Source organism: Streptomyces sp. NPDC001020 (assembly GCF_053599115.1).
In genome coordinates this window covers 16,800-43,075 of sequence record NZ_JBSFLQ010000003.1, presented here as the reverse complement: position 1 = coordinate 43,075, position 26,276 = coordinate 16,800, and the positions used below count along the sequence as shown (strand labels likewise).

Below are 26,276 nucleotides of genomic sequence, written 5' to 3'. Positions count from 1 at the left end.
TTCGTGTGTGCCGTTACGCCTTGCGCAGGCGGAACGTCAGGGTCAGAGACTCGTCGGTGAACGGATCACCGTACGTTCCGTCCGCCTCGCCCTGGGCGAAGTCCGTGGCCAGGACCTCGTCGGCGATCAGGCCGGAGTGCTCGGTCAGGGCGGCGATGACCGCCGGGTCCGTCGCGGTCCAGCGCAGCGCGATGCGGTCGGCGACGTCCAGGCCGCTGTTCTTGCGCGCCTCCTGGATCAGCCGGATCGCGTCGCGGGCAAGGCCGGCCTGCCGCAACTTCTCGGTGATCTCCAGGTCGAGGGCGACCGTCGCGCCGGAGTCGGACGCCACCGACCAGCCCTCGCGCGGGGTCTCCGTGATGATCACCTCGTCGGAGGCGAGGCTGACCGTCTCGCCGTCGAGCTCCACCGACGCCGTGCCCTCACGCAGGGCCAGGGACAGGGCGGCCGCATCCGCGTTCGCGATGGCCTTGGCGACGTCCTGGACGCGCTTGCCGAAGCGCTTGCCGAGCGCACGGAAGTTCGCCTTCGCCGTCGTGTCGACCAGCGAGCCGCCGACCTCGCTCAGCGATGCGAGCGCCTCGACGTTCAGCTCCTCCGTGATCTGCGTGTGCAGTTCGGGGTCCAGCGCCTCGAAGCCGGTGACCGCGACCAGTGCCCGGGACAGCGGCTGACGCGTCTTGACACCCGACTCCGCGCGGGTGGCGCGGCCCAGCTCGACGAGACGGCGCACCAGCACCATCTGCTTCGAAAGCTCCGGGTCGATCGCGGACAGGTCCGCCTCCGGCCAGGACGCCAGGTGCACCGACTCCGGGGCGCCCGGGGTCACCGGCACCACCAGGTCCTGCCACACCCGCTCGGTGAGGAACGGGGTGATCGGCGCCATCAGCCTCGTGACCGTCTCCAGGACCTCGTGCAGTGTGCGCAGCGCCGCCTTGTCACCCTGCCAGAAGCGGCGACGCGAGCGGCGGACGTACCAGTTGGACAGGTCGTCGACGAACGCCGACAGGAGCTTGCCGGCGCGCTGGGTGTCGTATCCCTCAAGGGCCTGGGTCACCTGGTCGGTGAGCGCGTGGAGCTCCGACAGCAGCCAGCGGTCGAGGACCGGGCGGTCGGCCGGAGCCGGGTCGGCCTCGCTGGGCGCCCAGTTCGAGGTGCGGGCGTACAGCGCCTGGAAGGCGACCGTGTTCCAGTACGTGAGGAGCGTCTTGCGGACGACCTCCTGGATGGTGCCGTGGCCCACGCGGCGGGCCGCCCAGGGGGAGCCGCCGGCCGCCATGAACCAGCGGACCGCGTCAGCGCCGTGCTGGTCCATCAGCGGGATCGGCTGCAGGATGTTGCCCAGGTGCTTGGACATCTTGCGGCCGTCCTCGGCGAGGATGTGGCCCAGGCATACGACGTTCTCGTACGACGACTTGTCGAAGACCAGGGTGCCGACCGCCATCAGCGTGTAGAACCAGCCACGGGTCTGGTCGATCGCCTCGGAGATGAACTGCGCCGGGTAGCGGGACTCGAACAGTTCCTTGTTCTTGTACGGGTAGCCCCACTGCGCGAACGGCATGGAACCCGAGTCGTACCAGGCGTCGATGACCTCTGGTACGCGTGTGGCCGTCTTGTCGCACTGGGGGCAGGCGAAGGTGACCTCGTCGATGAACGGGCGGTGCGGGTCCAGCTCCGACTGGTCGGTGCCGGTCAGCTCGCTCAGCTCCGCGCGGGAGCCGACGCAGGTGAGGTGGCCGTCCTCGCAGTGCCAGATCGGCAGCGGGGTACCCCAGTAACGGCTCCGCGACAGCGCCCAGTCGATGTTGTTGGTCAGCCAGTCGCCGAACCGGCCGTGCTTGACCGTCTCGGGGAACCAGTTGGTCTTCTCGTTCTCCTCGAGGAGACGGTCCTTGACGGCCGTGGTGCGGATGTACCACGACGGCTGTGCGTAGTAGAGGAGCGCGGTGTGGCAGCGCCAGCAGTGCGGGTAGCTGTGCTCGTACGGGAGGTGCTTGAAGAGCAGACCGCGCTGCTGCAGATCCTCCGTGAGCTTTTCGTCCGCCTTCTTGAAGAAGACGCCGCCGACCAGTGGGACGTTCTCCTCGAAGGTGCCGTCGGGGCGCACGGGGTTGACCACGGGCAGACCGTAGGAGCGGCAGACCTTGAGGTCGTCCTCACCGAAGGCGGGGGACTGGTGGACCAGACCCGTACCGTCCTCGGTCGTCACGTACTCCGCGTTCACCACGTAGTGGGCCGGTGCCTGGAACTCCACCAGCTCGAACGGACGCTGATACGTCCAGCGCTCCATCTCGGCGCCCGTGAACGTCTGGCCCGTCGGCTGCCAGCCCTCGCCGAGGGCCTTCTGGACGAGCTGCTCGGCGACGACGAGCTTCTCCTCGCCGTTCGTCGCGACGACGTAGGTGACCTCGGGGTGCGTGGCGACCGCGGTGTTGGAGACCAGGGTCCACGGGGTCGTGGTCCACACCAGGAGCGCGGCCTGGCCGGCGAGCGGACCGGAGGTGAGCGGGAAACGGACATAGACCGACGGGTCGACGACCGTCTCGTAGCCCTGCGCCAGCTCGTGGTCTGACAGGCCCGTGCCGCAGCGGGGACACCAGGGGGCGACGCGGTGGTCCTGGACCAGCAGGCCCTTGGAGAAGATCTCCTTGAGCGACCACCAGACCGACTCGACGTACTCGGGGTCCATGGTCCGGTACGCGTCGTCCAGGTCGACCCAGTAGCCCATGCGGGTCGTCAGCTCGGCGAAGGCGTCGGTGTGGCGGGTCACGGACTCGCGGCACTTGGCGTTGAACTCGGCGATGCCGAACGCCTCGATGTCCTTCTTGCCGCTGAAGCCCAGCTCCTTCTCGACCGCCAGTTCCACCGGGAGGCCGTGGCAGTCCCAGCCGGCCTTGCGGGCCACGTGGTAGCCGCGCATGGTGCGGAAGCGCGGGAAGACGTCCTTGAAGACGCGGGCCTCGATGTGGTGGGCGCCTGGCATGCCGTTGGCGGTGGGCGGGCCCTCGTAGAACACCCATTCGGGGCGGCCCTCGGACTGCTCCAGGCTCTTGGCAAAGATCTTCTGCTCGCGCCAGAAATCGAGCACGGCGTGCTCGAGCGCGGGCAGGTCGACCTGGGCGGGCACCTGGCGGTACTGCGTCATGGATCTTCCTCCGGCGGACGTGCTGCCTTCCGTCGGAGGGACGAGAGCCGGGAATTCCGTGAATCCTCCGTGCGCCGTGTGCGGCGCGCTCCCGCGGTACCACCCTCCTTGGCCCTCCGGTGCGCCGTATGCACCGGTGAGCCCCCTCATTGGGGTCGCGATGCCGGTTCTACCGGCCCTGGGGGTCCGCGGGCGGGGCCCACTGTCCAAGGCTTTCTTCCGGCGGCTCCGGGGTGATCTTCACGTCGCGCTCGCCTCCGGGCTTCCACCGTCCCCGGATCGCTCATGGCTGCGTACGCCGCTACTCGTCCCCATCCACGCTTTTCGCTCCGCCCAGTGTACGGCGCCGCACGGACAGCGGCCGACTGGATTTGCCCGTCCCCCGCTCATGGCGTCCCGGAGCCGGCGGTGACCCGAATGGCGAGGCGCCGATGTCCGGATGCCGGGACGCCGGGCCTGGCGGATTACCGGCCGGAGAGCTGGGCACAACGGATGGAGGCTCGCCGCGCGGCCCGCGTGCGGCGAGCGCATCGTGAGCGTGCCCCGTTGCCGCGGGCCAGAAGTCGATTTATCGTCCCAGCACGATTTGCGCGCGAGATCACGGTATGTGAAGGGACCGCGGCCATGGTGGCGAAGAAGATCGCCGTACAGCAGCCGGTGTCCGGCGGATCCACGGGCGCGGACGCCTCCGGCGGTGTGGTGGCCAGGGAGGTGAACGGAACGGCTTCGGGTAAGCGGGCGATCAGGCCCGGGAAGACACCGAAGGCGGCTGCCGCCGGTCCCGTGCGGGGGCCGGGAACCGGAAGGAGAGCGGCGACCGCGAATCCGGGGGCCACGGGCAAGAGAGCGGTGGCCGGGAAGGTGTCGGACGGCGAAGCGAACGCCGGGGAGGCGGCGGGCGCCGTGCGGAAGGCTTCGGTGAGGCCCATGGCGAAGAAGGCGGTGTCCGAGAAGGCGACCCACAAGGAGGTGGCCGCACGGAAGGCGGTGCCCGCGCGGTCCGCAGCCAAGGAAGCGGCCGCCGGGAAGACGGCTTCTTCGAAGCCGGCCGTCAAGAAGTCCGTCTCCAAGAAGGCCGCGGTACCCAAGGCGCCGTCGTCGAGGAGCGCGGTCGGCAGAGCGGCCCCCGCTGCGGAGCCGGGCGGGCAGGAAGGCGGTCCGCAGCGGTCGGCGGCGAGGAAGTCGGTGGCCGGGAAGAGGGCTGCGGCGTCGGGCACGGCCGGCAGGAAGGCTGCTGTGCCCAAGGCCGCGTCTTCGAAGAGGGCGGTCGGGAGAGCAGCCCCTTCGAAGACGGCGGTCGGCAAGAAGGCAGCGGCGACAGGCGCCGCCGCCGAGAAGGCGGCGCCGAAGAAGGCCGTCGCCGGGAAGGCAGCGGTGAAGAAGACGGTCACCAAGGAGGCGGCGGCGAAGAAGGCCGACGCCAAGGAAGCAGTGGCGAAGAAGGCCGTCGCCAAGAAGACGGCACCGGCCGAGGCCGCTGCCAGGGGCGGCACGAACAGCACCCCCGCGAAGAGCGCGGCGAAAAAGAGCACGGCCAAGAAGACCGGCGCGGTCCATGCCGCCAAGCAGACGGGAGCCACGACAGTGGTTGCGAAGAAGACTCCTGGCACGGCCACCGCGGCGAAGAGCACCAGTGCGGTCCCCAAGACACGGTTCGTCGCGGTAGAACCCTGCGACCTGGCGGTGCGCCCCGGTGAGGATCCATGGACTCCCGAGGAGGTGGAGGGAGCACGCGCGGAACTGCAGGCCGACGCGATCCGGCTGCGCGCCGAGATCGACGCCTCCGAGCAGGCGCTCGTCGGCCTCATGCGCGACTCCGGGGACGGTGCGGGTGACGACCAGGCGGATGCCGGCACCAAGAACATCACGCGCGAGCACGAGATGGCTCTCGCCGCCAACGCGCGCGAGATGCTCGAACAGACCGAGCGTGCCCTGGAGCGCCTCGACGCCGGCACCTACGGCCTGTGCGAGAACTGCGGCAATCCCATCGGGAAGGCCCGTATGCAGGCCTTCCCGCGTGCCACGCTGTGCGTCGAGTGCAAGCAGAAGCAGGAACGCCGCTGAGATCCCCTCCTGAACAGATGGTCGGGCGAGGCCGTGTCGTACTCTCGTCCACAGTCAGGCATACCTAGGTTGAAGGACTCACGTGGCAGAGGCGGAGCGCATGATCGGTACGCCCGATACCCCAGACGCGGCAGGGGACGGGTCGGAGCAGTCCGGCGAGCGGCCCCGCTCGGACTCCGCCTCGGCATCCGCGAAGGCTCCGACCGAGGCCCTCGGCGTGGCCGAGCCGGCCCCGGGCGCCGCCGAGCGCCCCCGCGGCAGGCGCCGGATCATGGTCCTGTTCGCGGTCGCCGCCTTCGCCTACGCGCTCGACCTGATCAGCAAACTGATCGTGGTGGCGAAGCTGGAGCACCATGAGCCGGTCCAGGTCATCGGGGACTGGCTGCGGCTCGAGGCGATCCGTAACGCGGGCGCCGCCTTCAGCGTCGGCGAGGCCTACACGGTGATCTTCACGATAATCGCCGCATCCGTGATCGTCGTGATCGTCCGGCTCGCGCGCAAGCTCTACAGCCTGCCCTGGGCGATCGCGCTCGGCCTGCTGCTGGGTGGCGCGCTGGGCAACCTCACCGACCGGATCTTCCGTGCGCCGGGCCTCTTCCAGGGCGCGGTCGTCGACTTCATCTCGCCCAAGCACTTCGCCGTCTTCAACCTCGCCGACTCGGCGATCGTCTGCGGCGGCATCCTGATCGTGCTGCTCTCCTTCCTCGGCCTGGACCCGGACGGAACCGTCCACAAGGACTGAGCACTCCCGGTTGTCCACAGGCTCCTGTCCGGGTTGTCGGCGTCGTCCGGCATACTCGACGGGTGAGCACGCTTCCCGAGATCCGTACCCTGCCCGTGCCCGACGGCCTGGAGGGCGAGCGCGTCGACGCCGCCATCTCCCGCATGTTCGGCTTCTCTCGTACGAAGGCGGCCGAGCTGGCCGCTGCGGGCAAGGTGCTGGTCGACGGCACAGCGGTCGGCAAGTCGGAGCGGGTGCGCGGCGGCGCCTGGCTCGAAGTGGAGATGCCGCAGGCGCCCGCACCGGTGCAGGTGGTCGCCGAGCCGGTCGAGGGCATGGAGATCGTGCACGACGACGACGACGTGGTCGTGATCGTCAAGCCGATCGGCGTTGCCGCGCACCCGTCGCCCGGCTGGTCGGGCCCGACCGTGATCGGCGGTCTCGCCGCCGCCGGGTACCGCATCTCGACCTCCGGCGCCGCCGAGCGCCAGGGCATCGTGCACCGCCTCGACGTGGGCACGTCCGGCCTGATGGTCGTGGCCAAGTCGGAGTACGCGTACACCTCGCTCAAGCGCCAGTTCAAGGAGCGTACGGTCGACAAGCGCTACCACACGCTCGTCCAGGGCCACCCCGACCCGACCAGTGGCACCATCGACGCGCCTATCGGGCGGCACCCGAACCATGACTACAAGTGGGCGGTCACGGCCGAGGGCAAGCCGTCCGTCACGCATTACGACCTGATCGAGGCGTTCCGCTCGGCCTCGCTGCTCGACGTCAAGTTGGAGACCGGGCGCACCCACCAGATCCGCGTCCACATGTCCGCCCACCGGCACCCGTGTGTCGGCGACCTCACGTACGGCGCCGACCCGACGCTTGCCAAGCGGCTCGGCCTGACCCGGCAGTGGCTGCACGCCGTACGGCTCGGCTTCGAGCACCCCGGGGACGGGCAGTGGGTGGAGTTCGAGAGCGTCTACCCCGCCGACCTGCAGAAGGCGCTGGACAAGGTGCGCGAGGAAAGCTGGGGATGAGCCTCGCTCAGCACGCCTTGCGGCGCACCGAGCAGTTGGTGAGCCGCTAGTGCCGCGACGGGGCGAGTGTTGCCTGTTGCGGTATCAGGCGTGCTGCGCGGTCCGCGAGGACGTCTTCGTCGGCGAGCGCACGTAGCGACCCGGAGCCCGCGGCATTCAGAGCGCCGAAGAGCCGGTGAGAGCGGGTGACATGGCAGGCTTGGGGCCTGCCGTGTGAACGTCGAACCTCGCGGAGCGCTGACCGTGGCTCAGTTGGCCCTGTTGCTTCTGATGCTGCTCGGGGCTGTGGTGAGCGTCCCGGTCGGGGACCGGTTCGGGTTGCCGGCACCGGTGCTGATGACGCTGCTCGGGATGGTGCTCGCCCTTCTCGAGTTCGTCCCCAATGTGAACATCCCGCCCGAGCTGATCCTGCCCGCGCTGCTGCCGCCGCTGTTGTATGCCGCGGTGCGCCGGACGTCGTGGCGGCAGTTCGCGGCCAACCGGCGGCCGATCTTCCTGCTGGCCGTGGCCTTGGTGTTCGTCACCACCGTGTGCGTGGCCGCCGTCGCGCACACGGTCGTGCCGGGGCTGCCGGTCGCGGCGGCGGTCGCGCTCGGCGCGCTGGTCGCGCCGCCCGACCCGGTCGCGGCGACCGCCGTCGCGGGACAACTGGGGCTGCCCCGTCGGCTGGTGTCGATCCTGGCGGGCGAGGGCCTGTTCAACGACGTGACGGCGATCGTGCTGTACCACGTCGCGATCGCCGCGGTCCTCAGCGGGACGTTCTCACTGCCGCACGCCCTGCTCGAACTCGCGCTCTCCGCGATCGTCGCCCTCGTCATCGGGCTGGCACTCGGCTGGGCCGCCAACAGGCTGCTGGACCTGCTCGGCGACGCCACCCTGCAAATCAGCCTGACGCTCCTCGTGCCGTACGCGTCGTACGCCCTGGCAGAGGCGCTGCACGGTTCCGGTGTACTGGCGGTGCTCGTCACCGCGCTGTATCTGGCGGAGTACGCCGCCGACCCGGACGACGTGATGATGCGGCTCGCCGGCCACACGTTCTGGGACGTGGTGGACACACTGGTCACCGGCGTCGCGTTCGGGCTGATCGGGCTGGAACTGCACAACGCGATCCGCACCGCGACCGGACGATGGGGCGAGATGCTCGGCTGGGCCGCCGCGGTGGTCGCGGTCGTCGTGCTCGTACGGCTGCTGTGGCTGCTCCCGGCGGCCTGGCTGACCAAACGGCTGCACGCCCGTCGGGACTACGACGAGGACATCCCGATGACCTGGCGCGAGTCGGTCGTGATGTGGTGGTCGGGGATGCGGGGCGTGGCGTCGGTGGCGCTGGTCCTGGCCATTCCCCTGACGACGAACGACGGGGCGCCCTTCCCGGACCGCGACGAGATCGTCTTCATCGCGTTCGGCGTGATCATGGCGACGCTCGTTCTCCAGGGGCTGACACTGCCCTGGCTGGTGAAGCTGCTGGGGGTCCGGGGCGACACCGAGGGCGAGAAGGCTTTCGAACGGGCGCTGGCGATCCGCGCGGCCAAGGCGGCGAGGCGGAGGCTGAAGGAGATCGAGGAGGTCGAGGAGCTGCCGGAGGAGCTGACCGAGCAGCTGGTGCGGCGGGCCTTCGACATCGGTGTGCGGATCAGCCCCGATCTGGGGGAGGAGGAACGGCGCGAGGCGTACGAGCAGCGTGCCAGACGCATCAAGCGGCTGCGCGGGATCCAGCAGGAGATGCTGAGCGCGGCACGGCACGAGGTGCTGGCCGCGCGCAGCGAACCCGGGGCCGACCCGGAGGTCGTCGACCGGGTGCTGCGCCACCTGGACGTGCGCAGCCTGCGCTGACGTCGTGTCCCGTACGCATCCGGGACGGGGCTGCTTCCCCCTGGCTCGGGAAGTGGGCGAAAACAGCGGCCGATCCCTGCCCTCCTTTGTACGATCTGACCATGGCGCGCAACGTGGTGATCAGCGGTGGCGGTACGGGCATCGGACTCGCGGCAGCGCGGGCCTTCGCTGCGGACGGGGACCGGGTGCTGCTTCTCGGGCGGCGGGCGGAGGTGCTGGAGAAGGCCTCGGTGCCCGGGGCACTCACCTACGCGGCCGACCTGAGCGATCCGCACGCCGTGCGCGGGGTCGGCCGGTTCGTGGCCGATGAGCTCGGCACCGTGGACGTCCTCGTCAACAACGCGGGCGGCAGCGGGCGGCTGGAGCCCGAGGCCGACACCGAGGACCCCCTCGAAGCCGTCGCGCACAACTGGACCGTCAGCTTCCGGCTGAACGTGCTGACCTCGGTCCTGCTCACGGAGGCACTGCGGGACCGGCTCGCCTCACCCGGCGGGCGCCTGTTGTTCCTCAGCTCCATCGCCGCCTACCGCGGCTCCGGCAGCGGGGCGTATGCCGCGGCGAAGGCCGCGCTGCACCCGTACGCCTTCGATCTGGCCCGGGATCTGGGGCCGCGTGGCATCACGGTGAACGTGGTCGCGCCCGGCTATGTCGAGGACACCGAGTTCTTCGGCGAAGGGATGGACCCGGCGCGGCGCGATCAGCGCATCGCGGAGACGTCCACCGGCCGCGCCGGTACGCCCGGCGACATCGCCCAGACCCTGCACTGGCTGGCTTCCCCTGGTGCCGGACACATCACAGCGCAGGTGATCCAGGTCAACGGCGGGGCGGAACGCGGACACTGAGCGGCACCGGGCCCGGCTCAGCCCCGGCCGGTCCGCGGCGGCTCGTACACCCTGCGGACCGCTCCGTCGACCCGCACACGGCGATCATCCGCGTGCGGCGGTGGCGTCGCGCTCGCCGTGTTGACCCGCGGCAGCGCGTACGGATGCTCCTCGGTCAGCCAGCGGATGAGCCGTTCGCGGACCGTGACCCGCAGGGTCCAGATGTCGCCCGCGTCCTTGGCGGTCACCAGCGCCCGCACCTCCATGGTGCTGGGCGTCGAATCGGTGACCACGAGGCCGTAGGCGCGGCCGTCCCACTCGGGACACTCGCGCACGATGTCGCGGAGCTTGTCGCGCATCGCCTCCACGGGCGCGGAGTGGTCGACGTGGAAGTAGACGACGCCGGTCATCTGGGCGCTGTCGCGCGACCAGTTCTCGAACGGCTTCGAGGTGAAGTAAGAGACCGGCATGGTGATCCGGCGCTCGTCCCAGGTCCGTACCGTCAGGTACGTCAGTGTGATCTCGTCGACGGTGCCCCACTCCTCGTCCACCACGACCGTGTCGCCGAGACGCACCATGTCGCCGAACGCGATCTGCAGCCCGGCGAAGAGGTTCGAGAGCGTGGACTGCGCGGCGACACCGGCGACGATACCGACGATGCCGGCCGAGGCCAGCAGGGAGGCGCCGGCTGCCCGCATCTCCGGGAACGTCAGCAGCATCGCGGCGACCGCCACCACGCCGACGACCGCCGCCACCACCCGCATGATCAGCGACACCTGGGTGCGCACCCGCCGGACCCGGGCCACATCGTGATGGGCGTGGGCGTAGCGGGTGTACGTCGTCTCGACGACCGCCGCCGTGATCCGGATCACCAGCCAGGCGGTCGAACCGATCAGCACCAACGTCAGGGTCCGTCCGACGCCGACCCGGTGGGCCTCCAGGATCTTCGCCTGGTCGAAAGAGCTCCTCAGCAGGCCCGCGCACAGCACTAGCTGATAGGGGACCAGCCCGCATCGGAGCAGGCCCCACAAGGGCGTTTCGGGGTTCCGGTCGTTCGCCTTGCGCAGCAGGAGGCTCGTGGCCCAGCCGATGAGCAGTGTGAGCACGACGGAGCCACCGACGACGATCATCGGGCGCAGTACGTTCTCCATGGCGTCGAACGTAACCGGTGGAGGGCATTGTGAACATCCGGCCCTGATGTCCGTCCGGTGACACGCTGCGTACAGCGACCGCGGACCCGGCTGGCACCATGGCCTCATGAACATCATGCTCTTCCACTCCACCTACGGACTGCGGCCCGCGGTCCGGGCCGCCGCCGACCGGCTCCGTGCCGCCGGGCACGAGGTGTGGACCCCCGACCTGTTCGAGGGCCACACCTTCGAGACGGTCGAGGAGGGCATGGCCTTCAAGGACGGGATCGGGAAGGAAGAGCTGCTCAGGCGCGCCGTCCTGGCGGCCGCGCCGTACTCGGAGAGAGGTCTGGTGTACGCGGGGTTTTCCTTCGGCGCCGCCACCGCGCAGACCCTGGCACTCGGTGACAACAGCGCGCGCGGACTCCTGCTGCTGCACGGCACGTCGGACATCGCGGCGAACGCCTCGGTGGACGACCTGCCGGTGCAACTGCACGTCGCCGAGCCGGACCCCTTCGAGACGGACGACTGGCTCAGCGCCTGGTACCTGCAGATGGGCAAGGCGGGCGCGGACGTGGAGATCTACCGGTACGCGGGCGCCGGCCACCTCTACACCGACCCCGACCTGCCGGACTACGACGAGGAGGCGGCCGAGGCCACCTGGCGGGTGGCGCTCGGCTTCCTCGACAGCCTGTAGCAGGCACCTTGCGGCGGGCGGGCCTTAGGCCCGCCCGGCCTCAGGGAAGGTCCCGGAGGCCTCCACGACCCGGGACCTTCTCCATTTTTCGAGAAACGGGATTACGACTTGAGTGCCGCGTCGATCGCGGCGTTGAAGGAGCTCACCGTGTCGGGGGCGCCCCGGCCGCTGCTGTCCTTGATGACCTTGCCGTCCATGACGAGCGAGGGCGTTCCGGAGAAGCCGTACTTCTTGGCGCCCACGTCGAACTGCTTGCTCATGACCAGCGCCCACTTGTCGTAGGTGCCGTCCTTCACGGCCTGCTGGAACTCTGTGTTGTCCTTCAGGGCGGAGACCGTGTTCGCCACCTTGATCAGGTAACTGTCGTCCTTGAACTTGTCGTCCGTCTCCTCGGGGTGCCACTTCGTCGAGTAGAGGGCGGACTTGTACTGCAGGAACGCTTCGGGGCTGACGTTCAGAGCGGCACCCAGGGCGCTCAGGGCGTTCTTCGACCCCTCGCCGCCCAGGCCGTTGTCGAGGAAGGTCGCGCCGACGTACTGGATCTTGTACTTGCCCTTCTCCACGTCCTTCTCGATCGTGGAGCCCACGCCCTGCTCGAGCTGGGCGCAGGCCGGGCAGCGCGGGTCCTCGTACATCGCCAGCGTCTTCTTGGCGGTGCTCTTGCCGATGACGACGGTCGTGCCGTCGGCGCCGGTGCTGTTGGCCGGCTTGACGAGCTTCTTGTCCTTCGCGCTCTCCCAGTAGCCGGGCTTGTTGTTCTGTACGACGGCGTAGCCGATGCCGCCGGCGGCGGCCAGGACGGCGACGACCGTGCCCGCGACGATGAGCTGTCGCTTGGTCTTGTCGCGCTTGGCCTGGCGCTCGCGCTCCAGACGCAGCCGCTCACGGGCCGCCGTCTTCGCCGCCTGGTTGTTCCGCTTGCTCATGGGGGGATCTCCATGGGACGCGCGCACGCGTGGTGCGCGGGATGGGTGGGTTACGCAGGGGTGTCCGGTGCTCGGATGCCTCAGACCGAGGCGGCCGAGGGCGGCGGACCCCGCAGCCCCAGGGAGTGCACGAAGAGACGGTTACGGACGACGGCGACGCGGTGTGCGGGGCGCGGCGCCCGGCAGACCGGGTCGAGCAGCCGTACCGCCACTGCGGCGACTGCGATCAGCAGCGGCCGGAAGGTGGTCGCGGCCACCGCGCGCAGCAGTTGGGCAAGCGCCCGCTCTCCTCGGCGCAGCCAGGCGGTCGCCAGGAGCCCCACGCCCACATGGGCGGCGAGCAGCAGCCAGGCGGTCGCCGGGTCGGCGTGCGTGAGCAGCGCCGCGACGCGGTCGGTGCCGCCCGTGAGCGGGGTGCCCACGCTCCTGCCGCTGCACAGGACGTCCAGGCCGACCGAGCGCAGTGGGCCGGTGACCGGGCCGCCCGCGCTGCCGTAGCAGGCGTGCTGGCCCGTGGTGAACACCGTGTCGGCGGCCAGTTCCAGCGGGATCAGCAGGGCGGCGATCTTCCCGAAGCCGCGCTCACGGCCCGCCAGCGCGTACGCCACGACGAAGACGGTGATGGCGACCGCGGCCACCGTCCCCAGCGGCAACGGGACCTCCGACAGCAGCACGTGCGACGCGGTGCTGAGCGTCACGACCACGGCCGTGAACAGCGCCGCGCGTACGGCTCTGAGCTGGATCCCGGATATGTCCATAGCGGGGAGAGTGTCCCACGCGCTCCCGTAAGGGCTCCTTAAAGGATTGCCATGCGTTACGGGAGCGTTGTGCGGGAGTGATCGAGAGAGCTCACAGGCCGGGGATCCGGCCGTCACGGAACAGGTCGACGAAGATCTGGTGGTCGGCACGCGCCCGTGCGCCGTACTCGTGAGCGAAGTCCACCAGCAGGTCCGCGAAGCCGGCCTCGTCGGCGGCGATCGCCGCGTCGATGGCCCGCTCCGTGGAGAAGGGCACCAGGGACTCGCCGGCACGGTCGTCCGCCGCCGCGTGCATGGTGGCGGTGGCCCGGCCCAAGTCGGCGACCACCGAGGCGATCTCCTCCGGGTCGTCGAGGTCGCCCCAGTCGAGGTCCACGGCGTACGGCGACACCTCGGCGACCAGCCGTCCCGCGCCGTCCAGCTCGGTCCAGCCCAGCCACGGGTCGGCGTACGACTGCAGGGCGCGCTGGGAGACCACCGTGCGGTGGCCCTCGTGCTGGAAGTGCTCGCGGATCGCCGGGTCCGTGATGTGACGGGAGACGGCCGGGACCCGGGCCTGCTCGATGGAGATCACCACGTCGTCCTCCAGGGCATCGCTGCTGCCCTCCAGGAGGATGTTGTACGACGGCAGCCCCGCGGACCCGATACCGATGCCGCGGTGGCCGGCGACGTCCTTCACGCGGTACGACTCCGGGCGCGCCAGCGACGACTCCGGCAGCGTCTCCAGATAGCCGTCGAAGGCCGCCAGCACCTTGTAGCGCGTGGCCGCGTCCAGCTCGACGGAGCCGCCGCCCGGAGCGAAGCGGCGCTCGAAGTCGCGGATCTCGGTCATCGAGTCCAGCAGCCCGGAGCGGGTCAGCGAGCGGGCGTCGCGCAGCGTGTCCAGCAACGGCCCCTGGGCGGTCTCCAGGGTGAAGGGCGGCACCTCGTCGCTCTTGGCCCCCGTCGCCAGGGCGTGGATGCGCTCGCGGTAGGCCGCCGCGTAGAGGCCGACCAGGCTGCTGATCTGCTCGTCGCCGAGGGCCTTCCCGTACCCGATCAGCGCCACCGAGGCGGCGAAGCGCTTCAGGTCCCAGGTGAAGGGGCCGACGTACGCCTCGTCGAAAGCGTTCACGCTGAAGACCAGGCGGCCCGTGGCGTCCATGTACGTGCCGAAGCTCTCGGCGTGCAGGTCGCCGTGGATCCACACGCGCGAGCTGCGCTCGTCAAGGTACGGGCCGCCACGCTTCTCGGCGTCGAGGTCGTGGTAGAAGAGGCACGCCGTGCCCCGGTAGAACGCGGAGGCGGAGGCCGCCATCCTGCGGAACGTCACGCGGCACGCGGCCGGGTCGGCGGCGAGCAGCTCGCCGAAGGCGGTGTCGAAGACGGTGAGGATCTCCTCGCCGCGGTGCTCGGCGCTGAGCTGCGGAACCGACATCGCTGGGTGCCTCCAGGTGCAGGTGATGCATGACGACGGGAACGGATCTTCGCGCTCTTCCAACGGACGACGGTACGCGTGAGTGCCCCACACCCTCGTACGGAGACACGGGGGACAGGACACGTGTCCGGAGGTGCACCGCGCCACGGTATCCACATCGGATGTCGGTGCCGAGGCATAGACTTCGAGGCTGTCCCCCGGACTGTCCGCAGCCCGTGGACCCCGTCGAGGTGCGCCCGCCCGTCGCCCGACCACGCCCCGGAACGCGGCGCGACGCACCGCACACGCCCGCCCGTCACCCGACCACCGCCCCTCAACGAGGCGCTTCGCGCCCCACCTGCCATTTGGAGGCTCCAGCCGTGTCAAAGCCGCCGTTCACGCACCTGCACGTCCACACCCAGTACTCGCTGCTGGACGGTGCCGCGCGGCTGAAGGACATGTTCAACGCCTGCGCTGAGATGGACATGACGCACATTGCCATGTCCGACCACGGCAACCTCCACGGGGCGTACGACTTCTTCCATTCCGCGAAGAAGGCCGGGATCACTCCGATCATCGGAATCGAGGCGTATGTCGCCCCCGAGTCGCGGCGCAACAAGCGAAAGATCCGGTGGGGCCAGCCGCACCAGAAGCGGGATGACATCTCCGGTTCGGGTGGTTACACCCACAAGACGATCTGGGCGGCGAACAAGACGGGGCTGCACAACCTCTTCCGGCTCTCCTCCGACGCCTACGCCGAGGGCTGGCTGCAGAAGTGGCCGCGTATGGACAAGGAGACCATCGCCCAGTGGTCCGAGGGGCTCATCGCCTCCACCGGCTGCCCCTCCGGCGAGCTGCAGACCCGGCTGCGGCTCGGTCAGTTCGACGAGGCCCTGAAGTCGGCCGCCGAGTACCAGGACATCTTCGGCAAGGACCGTTACTTCCTGGAGCTGATGGACCACGGCATCGAGATCGAGCGCCGGGTCCGCGACGGCCTGCTGGAGATCGGCAAGAAGCTCGGCATCCCGCCGCTGGTCACGAACGACTCGCACTACACCTACGCCCATGAGGCCGGTGCCCACGACGCCCTGCTGTGCATCCAGACCGGCAAGAACCTCTCCGACCCGGACCGCTTCAAGTTCGACGGCACCGGCTACTACCTGAAGTCCACGGACGAGATGTACGCCATCGACTCCTCGGACGCCTGGCAGGAGGGCTGCCGCAACACCCTTCTGGTGGCCGAGCAGATCGACACCACGGGCATGTTCGAGAAGCGCGACCTCATGCCCAAGTTCGACATCCCCGAGGGCTACACCGAGGTCACCTGGTTCAAGGAGGAGGTCCGCCGCGGCATGGAGCGCCGCTTCCCGGGCGGCGTCCCCGAGGACCGCCAGAAGCAGGCGGACTACGAGATGGACGTCATCATCTCGATGGGGTTCCCGGGCTACTTCCTCGTGGTCGCCGACTTCATCATGTGGGCCAAGAACAACGGCATCGCGGTCGGCCCCGGCCGAGGCTCCGCGGCGGGCTCGATCGTCGCCTACGCCATGGGCATCACCGACCTCGACCCGATCCCGCACGGTCTGATCTTCGAGCGGTTCCTCAACCCCGAGCGCATCTCGATGCCCGATGTCGACATCGACTTCGACGAGCGTCGGCGCGTCGAGGTGATCAGGTATGTGACGGAGAAGTACGGCGCCGACAAGGTCGCCATGATCGGCACGTACGGCACCATCAAGGCCAAGAACGCGATCAAGGACTCCGCGCGCGTGTTGGGCTACCCGTACGCGATGGGCGACCGCATCACCAAGGCCATGCCCGCCGACGTCCTCGGCAAGGGCATCCCGCTGTCCGGCATCACCGACCCGAACCACCCGCGCTACTCGGAGGCCGGCGAGGTGCGCGGGATGTACGAGAACGAGCCGGACGTGAAGAAGGTCATCGACACCGCCAAGGGTGTCGAGGGCCTGGTGCGGCAGATGGGCGTGCACGCCGCCGGCGTGATCATGTCCAGCGAGACCATCACCGATCATGTGCCCGTCTGGGTCCGGCACACCGACGGCGTCACCATCACCCAGTGGGACTACCCGAGCTGCGAGTCGCTCGGCCTGCTGAAGATGGACTTCCTCGGCCTGCGCAACCTGACGATCATGGACGACGCCGTCAAGATGGTGAAGTCCAACAAGGATCTCGACATCGACCTGCTGGGGCTGCCGCTGGACGACCCCACGACCTTCGAGCTGCTCCAGCGCGGCGACACGCTCGGCGTCTTCCAGTTCGACGGCGGCCCCATGCGCTCGTTGCTGCGGCTGATGAAGCCGGACAACTTCGAGGACATCTCCGCCGTGTCGGCCCTGTACCGGCCGGGCCCGATGGGCATGAACTCCCACACCAACTACGCGCTGCGCAAGAACGGCCAGCAGGAGATCACACCGATCCACCCGGAGCTGGAGGAGCCGCTCAAGGAGGTCCTGGACGTCACTTACGGCCTGATCGTCTACCAGGAGCAGGTGCAGAAGGCCGCCCAGATCATCGCGGGCTACACACTCGGCGAGGCCGACGTACTGCGGCGTGTGATGGGCAAGAAGAAGCCCGAGGAACTGGCGAAGAACTTCACCATCTTCCAGTCCGGTGCCCGCAACAAGGGCTTCAGCGACGAGGCGATCCAGGCCCTGTGGGACGTGCTGGTCCCGTTCGCCGGCTACGCCTTCAACAAGGCGCACTCCGCGGCGTACGGGCTGGTCTCCTACTGGACCGCCTACCTGAAGGCGAACCACCCCGCCGAGTACATGGCGGCCCTGCTGACCTCGGTCAAGGACGACAAGGACAAGTCGGCCGTCTACCTCAACGAATGCCGCCGTATGGGCATCAAGGTGCTTCCGCCGAACGTCAACGAGTCCGAGTCCAACTTCGCCGCCCAGGGCGACGACGTGATCCTCTTCGGCCTCTCCGCCGTCCGCAACGTCGGTACCAACGTCGTCGAGTCGATCATCAAGTGCCGCAAGGCCAAGGGGAAGTACGCGTCCTTCCCGGACTACCTCGACAAGGTCGAGGCGGTGGTCTGCAACAAGCGCACCACGGAATCACTGATCAAGGCCGGTGCCTTCGACACCATGGGCCACACCCGCAAGGGCCTGACCGCGCAGTACGAGCCGATGATCGACAACGTGGTCGCGGTCAAGCGCAAGGAGGCCGAGGGCCAGTTCGACCTCTTCGGCGGCATGGGCGAGGAGCAGAGCAGCGAGCCCGGCTTCGGCCTGGACGTCGTCTTCACCGACGAGGAGTGGGACAAGACGTATCTGCTCGCCCAGGAGCGGGAGATGCTCGGTCTCTACGTGTCCGACCACCCGCTCTTCGGCCTGGAGCACGTGCTGTCCGACAAGGCCGACGCCGGCATCGCCCAGCTCACCGGCGGCGAGCACGCGGACGGCGCAGTGGTGACCATCGGCGGCATCATCTCGGGCCTGCAGCGCAAGATGACCAAGCAGGGCAACGCCTGGGCGATCGCCACCGTGGAGGACCTGGCCGGCTCCATCGAGTGCATGTTCTTCCCGGCGACCTACCAGTTGGTGTCCACCCAACTCGTCGAGGACGCCGTGGTGTTCGTCAAGGGCCGCCTCGACAAACGCGAGGACGTGCCGCGGCTCGTCGCGATGGAACTCATGGTCCCGGACCTGTCCGCCGCGGGCACCAACGCGCCCGTGGTGCTCACCATCCCGGCGATGAAGGTCACCCCGCCGATGGTGAGCCGCCTCGGCGAGATCCTCAGCCAGCACAAGGGCGACAGCGAAGTGCGGATCAAGCTCCAGGGGCCGCGCAAGACGACCGTCCTGCGACTGGACCGGCACCGGGTGAAGCCGGACCCGGCGCTCTACGGCGATCTCAAGGTCCTGCTCGGCCCGTCCTGTCTGGCTGGCTGATCACCTAGAGCGGCAAGGCATGTGAGGGGCGCACCCGTTGTCGGGTGCGCCCCTGCGCGTGTGCCCGGGCTTCAGCAGCCCCACCGGCCGGGGTCCGGGGTCATGGTCCGGAAACACATCACGCGCCCGAATTCCGGCCTCAGTTGTGGCCGAAGCGCTTCTGCTGCTTACGAGCAACATCCGCGGGGCCGCCCTGGGTCTGCGTGACCGGGGACTGGTGCGCCTCCGGGGCGGACCGCTCTGCCGGCTCCTGTGCCTTCTCGGTCTGCGAGGAACGGCTCTGGGGGGCGGTCTGCTTGCGGTTCTTGTTCTTGGCCATGGTGATGCCTCCTGTGCGGGGTCTAGGGGCCAGGGCCGGGACCAGATTCACACAGGCCGACAACAGGCGCATGTCGGACAATTACCGTGTGTGACAAGGGTTGTCGGGGCAATCTGTCCCGATACGCCACGCCGATGATCGAGTTCGGGCCGTTAACCTCGCCGCGGTCGGGCAGACTCGAAGCAAGCCCGAAGCAAACCTCCCGGAAAGAGGGTGGATCGCGTGGACCGCTGCATCGTCCTGGTGGACGCCGGGTACCTGCTGGGGGCCGCCGCCAGCCTGCTCGCCGGGGAGCCCTCCAGGTCGCGGATCACCGTCGACCACGCCTCCCTCATCATGGGGCTGCGTGAGCGCGCCGAGTCCGAAACGCAGCGGCCGCTGCTGCGCATCTACTGGTTCGACGGCGCCCCCGACCGCCTGCCGCAGCCGGAGCACCGCAGGCTGCGTGTGATGCCCCGGGTGACCGTGCGCCTGGGCGCGCTGACCCGCAGCGACGGGCGGTGGGCGCAGAAGGGCGTCGACGCCGCCATGCACGCCGAGCTGACCGAGCTGGCCCGTAACCGCGCGTGCTCGGACATCGTGCTCGTCACCGGGGACGGGGATCTGCTCCCGGGCATGATGGCCGCGAAGGAGCACGGGGTCGCCGTGCACCTGTGGGCCGTGCAGGCCGCGGACGGCGACTACAACCAGTCCGAGGACCTGGTCGCCGAGGCCGACGAACGCAGGGTGCTCGACCGGGCGTGGATCACCAGGGCCGTACGGGCCAAGGAACTGGGCGGGGTGTGCGCGCCCCCGCCGGCGCCGCGTCCGGAGATCGCCGCGATCCTGTCGGCGCCGCTGCCCGAGTCGGCGCTGGCGGCCGCGACGGAACGGCCCGCCGAGGAGCCGGAGCACACCTCGCCGGCCGCCGCGCAGAACGGCGTCCAGGAGCGGATGCCGACACCCAAGGGCGTACCGACACCGAAGGACCTGGCGGCCCTGCGGGCGCCCGGGACGCACGCCGTGCAGCAGCCTGCCGGGGCGACGCTGCGGTGGTCGTCCGACAAGGGGTGGGTGGACCGGCCCGCGGCGGAGTCACCCGAGGCCGCCTTCCTGCCGACGCTGGCCCAGTTGACGACCGCCGAGCAGCGGTGGGCCGACCGGGAGGAGGACATCACCACGGTCGGTGGTGACCCCTACGAGGTGGGACAGGTCTTCGCGCGACGGTGGATCGGGCGACTTACCGACCCGTCGCACCTGCAGAGACTGTCGGGCATGTATCCGCGGGTTCCACACCGCATCGACGGCGAACTGCTGCGGTACGCGGCCCGCTTCGGGTTGCTCGCCCACAAGGATGACCAGATCGACGAGCACGACCGGTACGCGATCCGGGCGGGCTTCTGGCGGGAGATCGACCAGCTCACGGCGTCGGAGCATTCCCCGACCGGCGACTAGGGCCGTCTGTCGGGGCATCGGGCCCCGGCAGGCGACCAGCCCCGGGAACCGTTCACCGCGCGGCACCCCGTACCCTCGTCCCTTGTGAGTACGCGCAGGGCACAGACGAATCCGCTCAGTCGTGGGGTCGTGTGCGCCGTGCGCGGGCTGACCAAGACCTATCCGGCGGTACGCGGCCGGCGGGGCACGCCCGGGACGCCCGAGGTGCGGGCCACCGACGACGTGCGGCTGGACATCCGGCGCGGTGAGGTCTTCGGCCTGCTCGGACCGAACGGCGCCGGCAAGTCCACCCTCGTGCGCCAGCTGACCGGGCTGATGCGGCCGGACCACGGCAGCGTGGAGATCCTCGGACACGACATCGTGCGCCACCCCGAGCGTGCCGCGCAGATCCTTGCCTACCTCGGACAGGAGTCCACGGCGCTCGACGAGCTGACCGTCTCGCTCGCGGCCGAGACCACCGGGCGGCTGCGCGGGCTCGACCTGCGCCAGGCGCGCGAGGAGCGGGACGCGGTCCTCGACGAGCTCGGGCTCGCGCCGATCGCCTCACGGCCCCTCAAGAAGCTCTCGGGCGGTCAGCGTCGGCTCGCCTGCTTCGCCGCCGCACTCGTGGGGGAGCGGCCCCTGCTGGTGCTCGACGAGCCCACCACCGGTATGGACCCCGTCGCCCGGCGTGCCGTCTGGGCCGCCGTGGACCGGCGGCGTGCGGAGCGCGGGACGACCGTCTTGCTGGTCACCCACAACGTCATCGAGGCGGAGACGGTCCTCGACCGGGTCGCCGTTCTCGACCAGGGCCGCGTCATCGCCTGTGACACCCCTGCCGGGCTCAAGGAGCGGGTCGCCGGCGAGGTGCGTGTCGAACTCGTGTGGCGCGAGCGGGCGCCGCTGGAGGTGCCCGAGGTCGGGGCACTGCGCGCCCGGGCCGTCGAGTCCGGGCGCCGCTGGTCGCTGCGGATGGCTCCCGAGGAGGCGCGCGCGGCCGTCGCCACCGTGACCGGGGGCGCCGCCTTCGCCGCCCTCGACGACTTCACGCTGGCCACGCCGAGCCTGGAAGATGTCTATCTGGCGCTCGGGGGCAGCGCTCAGGGGCTGGTGAAGGCATGAGCGCGCGGATCGTCGTATCCGTGGGGAGCGTCGCGTCCAGGGGGGACGGAGCGGTGGCAGAAGCGAAGAGGAGCAGCACGACGTGAGTGTCGTACCCGCCAAGGTTCTGCCCGGCGCCCAGGCGGCGGTGGGCGGTGTCGGGGACGAGGCGGTCCTCGGGCCGAGGGCGCGCCTGTGGCCGTCACTCGCCGCCGTGTACCGGGCCCAACTGTCCCGGGCGCGGGTCGCGCGGATCCCGTTGCTGTTCGTGGCGACCTTCCAGTCGATCGGCATCATGGTCATGATGCGCGGGGTCGTGGACGGCGGAGGCGACGCGCGGTCGGTGGTCGCCGGATCGTCTGTGCTGGTGGTCGCCTACGTCGGGCTGAACCTACTGGCACAGTACTTCGGCCAGCTGCGGAGCAGCGGCGGCCTCGACCACTACGCCACGCTGCCGGTGCCGGCCGCCGCGGTGGTGCTGGGGGCGGCGGGGGCGTACGCCTCGTTCACGGTGCCCGGGGCCGTGGTGACCGCCGTCTTCGGGAGTGTGCTTTTCGGGCTGCCGATGGCCCACCTGTGGGTGCTGGCGGCGGTGATCCCGCTCTCCGGGGCCGCGTTGTCCGGGCTCGGGGCCGCCCTCGGACTGCTCGCACCACGACCCGAACTGGCCACACTGCTCGGGCAGTTGGGCATGTCGGCGGCACTGCTGCTGGGCGTCCTGCCGGCCCACCGGATGCCGGAATCCGTGCAACTCGTGCGGGACCTGCTGCCGTCCACGTACGGTGTGGAGGCGTTTGCCCGGACCTTTGACGAGCACCCGGACTGGGCGGCCGTCTTCGGTGACCTGGCCGTGTGCGGCGTGGTCGGGGTGGCCTCGCTCGCCCTGGCGACCTGGGCGTACCGCAGGGCGGCCGTCCGATGACGCCGCCGACCGCCACGCCTGGCAGGATGTGAAGGTGACCGCTCCGTTGAATCCGCCTCCGCCGCATGAACAGCGCCCGCAGTCTTCTCCGGACGACGCGTGGCAAGCGGCGTTCGCCCCGCCGATGGCGGGGCCCGCCCCGCACGGCGCCACGTCCCTGTACGGGGACGGCGGGCCCGGGATGAGGACCGAGATGCGGGAGGCCGCCGTCATCGCGGTGTGCGTCGCGCTCGCCGGGGCGCTCCTCGGTGCGCTGTGGTCGTGGCTGGCGCCGAGTCTGCCGCTGGTGGGGAGCTTGGTCAACAAGAACTGGGTCGTCTACCTGAAGGACTCCGAGGGGGAGCAGGCCATCGGGGTGGACGCCACGTTCACGCTGCTCGCGCTCGGCTTCGGACTGGTCAGCGCACTGGTCGTCTTCCTGGTCCGGAAGCGCGGCGGGGTGCCGCTGGTGGTGGCGCTCGGCGTGGGCGCACTGCTCGGTTCGCTGCTCGCCTGGCGGGTGGGGATCTGGCTGGGGCCCACGCAGGACGTGGTCGCGCATGCGAAAGCCGTGGGCAAGGGGGTGACGTTCTCCGCGCCGTTGAAACTGGGGGCGAAGGGGGCGTTGCTCGCGTGGCCGATCACCGCGCTGGTGGTCCACCTCGGGCTGACGGCGCTCTTCGGCCCGCGGGATCCGCATCCCTACGCACCACCGTATTCGGCCCCACCACCGCCGGTATGAGCGAGAACCTCCTTCAGCGCCGGAGCAGCCGAGGGGCTGTCCGGCGCCGGAGTGGTGGCGTGGTCACGCCGGGCGGTGGCCGTGATTCGCGTGGCCCTTCTTCATGCGCCATTTACGCTTGCGCGTCCTCTTCGACATATTTCCGTACTAGCTGAGGACGGGCCGTTCGTCGAGTGGTCAGGCCCGTCCGATCGGGGCCAGGGCCGCTTGCGTGAGCTTCGCCAGGTCCGCCGGGGACAGTTCCACTTCCAGGCCCCGGCGGCCCGCCGAGACACAGATCGTGGCGTGTGACGACGCCGACTCGTCCAGAACCGTGCGCAGCTTCTTGCGCTGGCCCAGGGGCGAGATGCCGCCGCGTACGTAGCCCGTCGTGCGCTCGGCGAGCGCCGGGTCCGCCATCGCCGCCCGTTTGCCGCCCACGGCCGTCGCCAGTGCCTTCAGGTCCAGGGAGCCCGCCACCGGGACCACTCCGACCACCAGCGCGCCGTCCACGTCCGCCACCAGTGTCTTGAAGACCCGGTCGGGGGAGACCCCCATCGCCTCGGCCGCCTCCTCGCCGTAGGAGGGGTGCGACGGATCATGGTCGTAGGAGTGGACCGTGAAATCCACCCCGGCCGCCGCCAGCGCCACCGTCGCCGGGGTCCCTCCCTGCTGTTGTTTCTTCGACTTCTTGGCCATAGGTGTCTGCGTCCTCCCGGACGGTCGAATCGGCTCCTGCCTCAGTTGAGGCTCGTCGGACCCCGCGTCAGGTCCGACGCCGGCAACGACGGCAGGCTGCGGATGATCGCCGTCTCCGCGCGCAGCAGTTTCAGCTCGTCACGGAGGCGGGAGGAGGTGTCCGGCGCCTGGAGCAGCCGCTGTTTCGTGGGCGTGTCCAGCATCACCGCGGCTGCCACCAGGTACGACACCACCGCCGGTTCGTCCGGCAGTTCCGTGCCGGTCGACAGGGACCTCTCCCGTGCGCCCGCCAGCCGCTTCTGGTACTGGCGGAACGCCCGCAGCACCCCCTCGGCCAGCGCGCCCGCCTCGTCGCCCGGCTCCTCCGGCAGCTCCTCCAGCTCGGCCGTCAGATAAGCGCCCGACGCGTCCACCGAGAGAAGGCGGACCCGCGTGGTGCCCGTCGCCAGCACCTCGAACGTGCCATCGGTCCGCTCCCGGATCGTCGCCGCGTCCGCGATACAGCCCACCGAGTGGAACGCCTTGACCGGGTCGGGGCCGAAGCCCGCCGCGGGCCCGCGGGAGGACAGGGGGGTCGGGTCCGGCATGCCGGGCGCGCTCGGCGCGACCTCGTGGCCGTCGCGGATGGCCACGACGGCGAAGCGGCGCGGTTCGTCCTCGGGGGTCTTCAGCAGGTCGCGCATCAGGGCGCGATAGCGCTCCTCGAAGACGTTCAGCGGGAGAACGAGCCCCGGGAACAGCACGGAGTTCAGCGGGAAGAGTGGGAGCCGGACGGTGGTCACGACCCGAAAGCCTAATGGTCCCGGGCGGGCGTGTGTCCGGCGTGCCCACTCCACGGAAGGCGGATGCCCGCGCTGCGCGTCGCTCAGCCGCGCCGCAGCAGCCTTGTCGCCCCCGCCGCGACCGTCGTCGCCAGGGTCCAGCCGAGCAGGATCACCGCCGTCGACGCCCACTGCCAGCGTCCGCTCAGCTGCCACTGGCCCGCCTGGCCGAGGTCGATGACCGGCAGCAGGAGGTCCAGGGCGAGCAGGGAGGGGTTCCACGCCGGATGCCCGTCCTTGTTGACCGGTGGATGGCTCGCGTGCGAGAACGCGATCGACGCCGCCGCCCACAGCACCGCCATCCACACCGCCGCTCGGCCGGGCCGGTAGCCGTAGGCGACGGTCCAGTCCTGCGCGTACCCCCACAGCTTGGCCGCGAGCGGGAGTGTCTCCCGGCGCCGTCGCTGCTTGGCGAGCAGCACCTCGCGCGCGTCCTCGTCCTCCCCGGAGTTGCGCAGCACGGCCGCCAGCCGCTCGTACGGCTCCGGGTTGTACTCGGCGGTCGCCGCCGCCACCCACTCCACGCGCCGGGCGAGCGGGAAGGCGTCCTGCGGGATGAGGCTCTCGTAGGCGAAGCCGCCCATGTGCAGGTTGCCCAGGCTCGGCCAGCTCGTCCACCGGTCGACCAGGTTCACCGTCCGCGCGCCCGACATGACCACCTTGCCGTGTTCGGGCCGCTCGCCGAGGAAGCGCAGCTCGGGCGTCTGGACCCGGCGCAGCGACAGCTCCTGGTCGTCGTCGAGGACGAACAGGGCCCGCTCCAGGTCGACGGCGTCCCCGAACCGTCCGTCGTCCAGCCGGATGCCGCCCCGGCACTCGAACCGCTGCACCCGGGTCCCGCGCGCCGGGGTGGTGCCGCTGGTCAGCAGCGGATTACCGACGGCCGCCGGGGTCAGGTACAGCGTCCGCTCGACGGTCAGCTGAGGGGCGTTCAGCGCCAGCCGTGTGTACGGGTTGGTCAGCCGCGCGCCGCGCAGGCTCAGCGAGACACCGACCTTGGCGCTGCGCAGGCTCAGTTCGCCGTGCGACTCGAGCATCTCGGCCTGCAGGTCCTGTCCGACCGTCAGCCCGTCCGCGGTGATCGAGCGCCCGCGGCGGTCGCGGTAGACGACGGCCTGGTTGAGCAGGAGGTCGGTGCCGATGTGCGCGTCGGTGAGCCGTACGCCGCCCTGGAACCGGCAGCGCGGCAGATGCAGATCGCCCTCCGTCTGCACCCGCGCCGCCTCCAGCCGAGGTACCGAGCAGTTCACCAGCCGCAGGGTCGTGAAGCGGGCTTCCGGCAGGAGGATCTCCTTCTCGAACCGGCAGCCCTTCAGCTCCACGTACGGCACGACCGTGCCGCCCGCGAGATCCAGCGTGTCCGTGATCTGTACGCCGGTGAGCTTCAGCGACGAGACCCGTCCCGTCAGCGCGGGCGGTCCGTCCAGCAGCAGCCACGCCACCATCCGCGCCCGCACGCTGCGCTCGGGGCCCCAGGGGTGGCCACCGTGCGGATCGTCCACGGTCGCGTCCCCGACGCGCAGGTCGTACACGCTGCCGTTGCGGAAGGCCTGCCACATCCCGGCCTCGGTGGCGGTCAGGTCGTCCGGCAGGTCCACGGCGTTGAGGCCGGCACCTTCGGTCACTGCTTTTCCTTCTTCCCCGGCTACTCGTGGGTTGTGTACGACCGTTCATGCCCGCTGTGTGACGGGTCGAACGCGATGGGTGAATGGGATCTTCCGGGTCGTTGTACCGGCCACCGGGATCCGGCCACGTTCCGTGCTCCGGGCACCACCGGATCCGGCCATCGCGCCGGGTTCCGCGGCTGGGACACCCCCGCCCCGCTCGGGCCCGGCTGCGACACGCGCGGCCCGTCCCGGGGCGCG

General features: G+C 70.2%; 20 protein-coding genes. 11 read left to right on the top strand and 9 right to left on the bottom strand.

The annotated features are described in order from the left end of the window. Window positions 1-13: 13 nt before the first annotated feature. A complete protein-coding gene (gene ileS, locus ACWDEX_RS03165; RefSeq protein ID WP_450461410.1) occupies window positions 14-3,145 on the bottom strand; it encodes an isoleucine--tRNA ligase in 3,132 nt (1,043 codons plus the stop codon). A gap of 624 nt (window positions 3,146-3,769) precedes the next feature. On the opposite strand from ileS, the gene ACWDEX_RS03160 reads away from it, so the two are divergent. The 5 genes from ACWDEX_RS03160 to ACWDEX_RS03140 all read left to right on the top strand — a co-directional run bounded on the left by ACWDEX_RS03160 (window position 3,770) and on the right by ACWDEX_RS03140 (window position 9,630). Then, complete coding sequence (locus ACWDEX_RS03160) at window positions 3,770-5,209, top strand: TraR/DksA C4-type zinc finger protein (protein ID WP_450461409.1); 1,440 nt, start codon at window positions 3,770-3,772, stop codon at window positions 5,207-5,209. Window positions 5,210-5,291: 82 nt separating this feature from the next. Further along, a complete protein-coding gene (gene lspA, locus ACWDEX_RS03155) occupies window positions 5,292-5,951 on the top strand; it encodes a signal peptidase II (RefSeq protein ID WP_450461408.1) in 660 nt (219 codons plus the stop codon). Window positions 5,952-6,013: 62 nt separating this feature from the next. Beyond that, complete coding sequence (locus tag ACWDEX_RS03150; RefSeq protein WP_450461407.1) at window positions 6,014-6,958, top strand: RluA family pseudouridine synthase; 945 nt, start codon at window positions 6,014-6,016, stop codon at window positions 6,956-6,958. Window positions 6,959-7,201: 243 nt separating this feature from the next. Next, window positions 7,202-8,788, top strand: coding sequence for a Na+/H+ antiporter (locus tag ACWDEX_RS03145; RefSeq protein ID WP_450461646.1), 1,587 nt, complete (start codon window positions 7,202-7,204; stop codon window positions 8,786-8,788). A gap of 101 nt (window positions 8,789-8,889) precedes the next feature. Then, the gene (locus ACWDEX_RS03140; RefSeq protein ID WP_450461406.1) at window positions 8,890-9,630 is read left to right on the top strand and encodes an SDR family NAD(P)-dependent oxidoreductase; all 741 of its coding nucleotides are present in this window, start codon (window positions 8,890-8,892) and stop codon (window positions 9,628-9,630) included. Window positions 9,631-9,647: 17 nt separating this feature from the next. On the opposite strand, the gene ACWDEX_RS03135 is transcribed toward ACWDEX_RS03140, so the two are convergent. Continuing rightward, window positions 9,648-10,760, bottom strand: coding sequence for a mechanosensitive ion channel family protein (locus ACWDEX_RS03135; protein ID WP_450461405.1), 1,113 nt, complete (start codon window positions 10,758-10,760; stop codon window positions 9,648-9,650). Window positions 10,761-10,866: 106 nt separating this feature from the next. Here ACWDEX_RS03135 and ACWDEX_RS03130 point away from each other — a divergent pair, with 106 nt between their 5' ends. Beyond that, the gene (locus ACWDEX_RS03130) at window positions 10,867-11,436 is read left to right on the top strand and encodes a dienelactone hydrolase family protein (RefSeq protein ID WP_450461404.1); all 570 of its coding nucleotides are present in this window, start codon (window positions 10,867-10,869) and stop codon (window positions 11,434-11,436) included. Window positions 11,437-11,537: 101 nt separating this feature from the next. Here ACWDEX_RS03130 and ACWDEX_RS03125 read toward each other — a convergent pair whose 3' ends face one another. The 3 genes from ACWDEX_RS03125 to ACWDEX_RS03115 all read right to left on the bottom strand — a co-directional run bounded on the left by ACWDEX_RS03125 (window position 11,538) and on the right by ACWDEX_RS03115 (window position 14,537). Next, complete coding sequence (locus ACWDEX_RS03125; RefSeq protein WP_450461403.1) at window positions 11,538-12,362, bottom strand: thioredoxin domain-containing protein; 825 nt, start codon at window positions 12,360-12,362, stop codon at window positions 11,538-11,540. Window positions 12,363-12,442: 80 nt separating this feature from the next. Next, window positions 12,443-13,120, bottom strand: coding sequence for a hypothetical protein (locus ACWDEX_RS03120; RefSeq protein ID WP_450461402.1), 678 nt, complete (start codon window positions 13,118-13,120; stop codon window positions 12,443-12,445). A 91-nt stretch (window positions 13,121-13,211) separates the two neighbouring features. After that, window positions 13,212-14,537 carry a DUF2252 domain-containing protein gene (locus ACWDEX_RS03115; RefSeq protein WP_450461401.1) on the bottom strand — a complete coding sequence of 442 codons (1,326 nt, stop codon included), beginning with the start codon at window positions 14,535-14,537 and terminating at the stop codon, window positions 13,212-13,214. Window positions 14,538-14,896: 359 nt separating this feature from the next. On the opposite strand from ACWDEX_RS03115, the gene dnaE reads away from it, so the two are divergent. Further along, a complete protein-coding gene (gene dnaE, locus ACWDEX_RS03110; protein ID WP_450461400.1) occupies window positions 14,897-18,436 on the top strand; it encodes a DNA polymerase III subunit alpha in 3,540 nt (1,179 codons plus the stop codon). Between the two features lie 139 nt (window positions 18,437-18,575). Here dnaE and ACWDEX_RS03105 read toward each other — a convergent pair whose 3' ends face one another. Then, on the bottom strand, window positions 18,576-18,755 hold the full coding sequence (locus tag ACWDEX_RS03105; protein ID WP_450461399.1) for a hypothetical protein: 180 nt from the start codon (window positions 18,753-18,755) through the stop codon (window positions 18,576-18,578). A 222-nt stretch (window positions 18,756-18,977) separates the two neighbouring features. On the opposite strand from ACWDEX_RS03105, the gene ACWDEX_RS03100 reads away from it, so the two are divergent. From ACWDEX_RS03100 to ACWDEX_RS03085, 4 genes are all read left to right on the top strand, one after another. Continuing rightward, window positions 18,978-20,189, top strand: coding sequence for an NYN domain-containing protein (locus ACWDEX_RS03100; protein ID WP_450461398.1), 1,212 nt, complete (start codon window positions 18,978-18,980; stop codon window positions 20,187-20,189). A gap of 129 nt (window positions 20,190-20,318) precedes the next feature. Next, entirely contained in the window at window positions 20,319-21,290 is a 972-nt protein-coding gene (locus ACWDEX_RS03095; protein WP_450461645.1) for an ABC transporter ATP-binding protein, read from the top strand. 82 nt (window positions 21,291-21,372) lie between these two features. After that, on the top strand, window positions 21,373-22,191 hold the full coding sequence (locus ACWDEX_RS03090) for an ABC transporter permease (protein WP_450461397.1): 819 nt from the start codon (window positions 21,373-21,375) through the stop codon (window positions 22,189-22,191). Window positions 22,192-22,225: 34 nt separating this feature from the next. After that, window positions 22,226-22,912, top strand: a complete 687-nt coding sequence (locus ACWDEX_RS03085; protein ID WP_450461396.1) for an AAA family ATPase — start codon at window positions 22,226-22,228, stop codon at window positions 22,910-22,912. 177 nt (window positions 22,913-23,089) lie between these two features. Here ACWDEX_RS03085 and ybaK read toward each other — a convergent pair whose 3' ends face one another. From ybaK to ACWDEX_RS03070, 3 genes are all read right to left on the bottom strand, one after another. Further along, entirely contained in the window at window positions 23,090-23,590 is a 501-nt protein-coding gene (gene ybaK, locus ACWDEX_RS03080) for a Cys-tRNA(Pro) deacylase (protein WP_450461395.1), read from the bottom strand. A 41-nt stretch (window positions 23,591-23,631) separates the two neighbouring features. Continuing rightward, window positions 23,632-24,372, bottom strand: coding sequence for an LON peptidase substrate-binding domain-containing protein (locus ACWDEX_RS03075; RefSeq protein WP_450461394.1), 741 nt, complete (start codon window positions 24,370-24,372; stop codon window positions 23,632-23,634). Window positions 24,373-24,455: 83 nt separating this feature from the next. After that, window positions 24,456-26,036 carry an oxidoreductase gene (locus ACWDEX_RS03070; protein WP_450461393.1) on the bottom strand — a complete coding sequence of 527 codons (1,581 nt, stop codon included), beginning with the start codon at window positions 26,034-26,036 and terminating at the stop codon, window positions 24,456-24,458. Window positions 26,037-26,276 lie beyond the last annotated feature (240 nt).

What these genes read in the sequence shown, in the direction of transcription:
- ileS (WP_450461410.1), bottom strand. Translation starts at nt 3,145, where the DNA reads ATGACGCAGTACCGCCAGGTGCCCGCCCAGGTCGACCTGCCCGCGCTC.
- ACWDEX_RS03160 (WP_450461409.1), top strand. Translation starts at nt 3,770, where the DNA reads ATGGTGGCGAAGAAGATCGCCGTACAGCAGCCGGTGTCCGGCGGATCC.
- ACWDEX_RS03140 (WP_450461406.1), top strand. Translation starts at nt 8,890, where the DNA reads ATGGCGCGCAACGTGGTGATCAGCGGTGGCGGTACGGGCATCGGACTC.
- ACWDEX_RS03135 (WP_450461405.1), bottom strand. Translation starts at nt 10,760, where the DNA reads ATGGAGAACGTACTGCGCCCGATGATCGTCGTCGGTGGCTCCGTCGTG.
- ACWDEX_RS03130 (WP_450461404.1), top strand. Translation starts at nt 10,867, where the DNA reads ATGAACATCATGCTCTTCCACTCCACCTACGGACTGCGGCCCGCGGTC.
- ACWDEX_RS03125 (WP_450461403.1), bottom strand. Translation starts at nt 12,362, where the DNA reads ATGAGCAAGCGGAACAACCAGGCGGCGAAGACGGCGGCCCGTGAGCGG.
- ACWDEX_RS03120 (WP_450461402.1), bottom strand. Translation starts at nt 13,120, where the DNA reads ATGGACATATCCGGGATCCAGCTCAGAGCCGTACGCGCGGCGCTGTTC.
- ACWDEX_RS03115 (WP_450461401.1), bottom strand. Translation starts at nt 14,537, where the DNA reads ATGTCGGTTCCGCAGCTCAGCGCCGAGCACCGCGGCGAGGAGATCCTC.
- ACWDEX_RS03105 (WP_450461399.1), bottom strand. Translation starts at nt 18,755, where the DNA reads ATGGCCAAGAACAAGAACCGCAAGCAGACCGCCCCCCAGAGCCGTTCC.
- ybaK (WP_450461395.1), bottom strand. Translation starts at nt 23,590, where the DNA reads ATGGCCAAGAAGTCGAAGAAACAACAGCAGGGAGGGACCCCGGCGACG.